This is a genomic window from Desulfofundulus thermocisternus DSM 10259, from assembly GCF_000686645.1.
GTDB lineage: Bacteria > Bacillota > Desulfotomaculia > Desulfotomaculales > Desulfovirgulaceae > Desulfofundulus > Desulfofundulus australicus.
The window spans coordinates 1-2,359 of sequence record NZ_JMLG01000044.1 but is presented as its reverse complement, the minus strand read 5'-3'; the positions used below and the strand labels follow the sequence as shown (position 1 = coordinate 2,359).

The 2,359-nt window shown below is 40.3% G+C and carries 3 protein-coding genes; 1 reads left to right on the top strand and 2 read right to left on the bottom strand.

The window, feature by feature from the left end; genetic code table 11:
* A partial coding sequence (locus BR83_RS0113985) for a transposase domain-containing protein (RefSeq protein WP_162164762.1) occupies positions 1-213 on the top strand: 213 nt, incomplete at its 5' end.
* Between the two features lie 378 nt (positions 214-591).
* Here BR83_RS0113985 and BR83_RS0113980 read toward each other — a convergent pair.
* Positions 592-1,545 carry a hypothetical protein gene (locus BR83_RS0113980; protein WP_157833036.1) on the bottom strand — a complete coding sequence of 318 codons (954 nt, stop codon included), beginning with the start codon at positions 1,543-1,545 and terminating at the stop codon, positions 592-594.
* 205 nt (positions 1,546-1,750) lie between these two features.
* A partial coding sequence (locus BR83_RS17455; RefSeq protein WP_034635594.1) for a hypothetical protein occupies positions 1,751-2,359 on the bottom strand: 609 nt, incomplete at its 5' end.

Genomic DNA, 2,359 nt, shown 5'->3' with positions numbered 1-2,359 from the left:
TGGTTGTTTGCCAATACTCCGCGGGGTGCCCGGGCCAGCGCTATTACTTACAGCATCATAGAAACGGCAAAGGAGAATGGGTTGAATCCTTTCCAATACCTCAGCTATCTTTTTGAAAAACTTCCCAACCTGAACCCTAAAGACAGTAACGCCCTGGATCAGTTACTCCCCTGGTCCGATTCACTGCCCCCTGTGTGCAGGGTTAATAAATAAGCCAGATTATGTCCCCACCTGATTGCAAGGTGGGGTTTATTTTACGCTTACTAAATAACAACGGTTATTCAGATCAGAAATTGATTATCGGTGGTGACCTAAATGATGATGAAGGTTCAGATCCTTACAACATAATGCTGTATAATGTATTTCCAATGGCTGATACTGGACCTGGAGGAGTATGTACACTACAATGTTATAATAACCCCAATAATCCCAAGGTTGATTTTTGGTTTAAGCGGGGTGTTTCAGTAGATACTTCAAAGAGTCAAGTACTGCAAATTGACATCTCAGACCATCGGCCAGTGCTGGCTTACGTATATACCGGTTAATTAAATAGGGGGTTTTAACCCCCCTCTTCTTTTTTAGTCTCCAGTGTTAATCTCTGGTGACTTCAGTGCTGATAAAATTTCCCACTGGTGTTCCATCTTTCAGTAGTTTCCACACCCTTGTGAAGTTTCCTGTGTCCGAATCGGTAACCAATAAAACGTATTCATCAAAATCATCACTTATTTTAACAAGATCTATCACACGCCAATAGTGAAAGTCACCTAGGGCTACGTCAAAAAGCTTGCGCAAGCTGCCGGTACCCGGCCTGTATTTGTAAAGCTTTCCACGAGTGTCCACGATAAATAAAGAAAAATCTTGATAATCTAATATCCTGGCGGCAGAAGTGGTAGAAAAGCTTTTTTCTATGATTTTCCGCAGATCATATGTATCTGTTATGTTTCCTCTACCATCTAATTCGAAAACTATGTTACTGAAGGGTATTCTTTTATGAAGCTCCACAAACAGATGATCATTCTTACCCACAAAAATTCTACTGAAATATGCATCTTCCTGACGTTGATCGGAAGGGAGGTTTTCAAAAGCAAAAAGCAGGCTTTTTTCCCCCTCCGGTGTTATCCTTAATACCTGTTTAGCTGAAATGAGGTAAATATTCCCTTTTTGATCCAGATCCATTGAGGTAAAGTTATCTTTATCCGAAAAGATCTTTTTGATCTCTTTTTTCTGAACATCAATCAAGTAGAGACTCGAGCCGGTTAGAGCCGCTATCTTAGAGGGGTTTACCACAGCAAAGTCCATTATCGTGTTTTCCTTTCTAAACCCCTCAGGTAACCAAGATGTGAGATCATAAATTGTTCCCCGGTCGTATATTTTTATTGTAGAATATGTGTCTAAAAAATACAAATAATTCTCATGTACTTCTATCTGAGTAGGGTTATTCAGCCGGCTTTTTGCTTTCCAGGATGTCGTTGAACAAGCAGTTATTGTCACTGTTATTAATAAAGATAAGACAATCAGGATAATTACCTGTAATTTTTTGGACATTTTTCCGTGCCCCCAAAAAAATTTTTTATCACTAAAAACCTACTTTAAAAAATCTCTCAATAATAATAGACGGATAAATGGCCTACTTTGTTCCGCTCTCCGCAACAAAATCTTTCAACGACCCTGCCAGCAAGATTAACCTTTACCTTCTCCAGGCAGGAAAGAACCCCTCCCATCAAAATTTTATAAGGCAACTGACACGTTGCTACTCCTTCAAGGATTTCAATATCTTTTCGTATTCGTCTCGGTTACCTTCATCATTTACAAGCATATATCCCTGAACGTGAATTCCATTTTTAGTAAACTCATAACTACAAATATGCTTAGCCCAAGCGTAGATGTCGCTAATTTTACCTGGTCCTTCTAAATCCTCTGTGAAGATTATTCGCCCTTCCAGAGATGTACTGTCGCCTTTCATCTCTGTTACCATTAACACTTCAAATTTTTCCGGGTCATACCACAGTTGTTTTACCATCTTTTCAGTCGGTATCCCTGGGTTATCCTGTATAAACACTCCGTAATGCTGGAAGCGTTCCGGTAGATACTTCGGAGTGATACGGTCGTAACCGGACAGCTTTTTTGCTTCCTCGGCAGTTACCTGCACATATCCCTCCAATAAATTACCTTTTATGTCCTCTATCATAATTTCTTTACTGGGTGACATCTTCGGTAGTTGCTCACTCAATTTAGCAAATATATCCCGAGCCTGTTTAGTCTTCTGTGGGCTATCATCTCGTATTCCAAGCCGGTCAATTATGGCCGCCGCCACCACCTGGTCGGAAAATATCTCCCCCCATTCGTTAAAGTTATAGTT

Excerpts from the sequence above, each read along its gene's own strand:
- BR83_RS0113980 (WP_157833036.1), bottom strand. The coding sequence starts at position 1,545 with ATGTCCAAAAAATTACAGGTAATTATCCTGATTGTCTTATCTTTATTA.